Annotated in this window: 1 pseudogene; it reads left to right on the top strand. The window is 66.5% G+C overall.

Going from position 1 to position 617, the window contains the following annotated elements:
* A pseudogene (pctA, locus tag PYV61_RS26370) lies at positions 1–617 on the top strand (methyl-accepting chemotaxis protein PctA); the annotation flags it as partial.

Here is a 617-nt window from a genome sequence, read left to right as displayed (position 1 = left end):
GGCTCGGCGGCCGTCTGCTGCTGGTCGAGCAGACCGCCCAGACCCTGGCCCGCGACCACAGCCCGGAAACCGTCAGCGCCCTGCTCGAACAGCCGGCCCTGACCTCGACCTTCAGCTTCACCTACCTCGGCCAGCAGGACGGCGTCTTCACCATGCGTCCGGACAGCCCGATGCCGGCCGGCTACGATCCGCGCAGCCGGCCCTGGTACAAGGACGCCGTGGCGGCCGGCGGCCTGACCCTGACCGAACCCTACGTCGACGCCGCCACCCAGGAATTGATCATCACCGCGGCGACACCGGTGAAGGCCGCTGGCAACACCCTCGGCGTGGTAGGCGGCGACCTCAGCCTGAAGACCCTGGTGCAGATCATCAATTCGCTGGACTTCAGCGGCATGGGCTACGCCTTCCTGGTCAGCGGCGACGGCAAGATCCTGGTGCACCCGGACAAAGAGCAGGTGATGAAGACCCTGAGCGAGGTCTACCCGCAGAACACGCCGAAGATCGCCACCGGTTTCAGCGAGGCCGAATTGCACGGGCATACCCGCATCCTCGCCTTTACCCCTATCAAGGGCCTGCCTTCGGTGACCTGGTACCTGGCGCTGTCCATCGACAAGGAC

This window comes from Roseisolibacter sp. H3M3-2, assembly GCF_029211165.1.
Lineage (GTDB): Bacteria > Gemmatimonadota > Gemmatimonadetes > Gemmatimonadales > Gemmatimonadaceae > Roseisolibacter.
The sequence above is the reverse complement of the archived record's forward strand: the minus strand, read 5'-3'. Positions and strand labels throughout refer to the sequence as shown.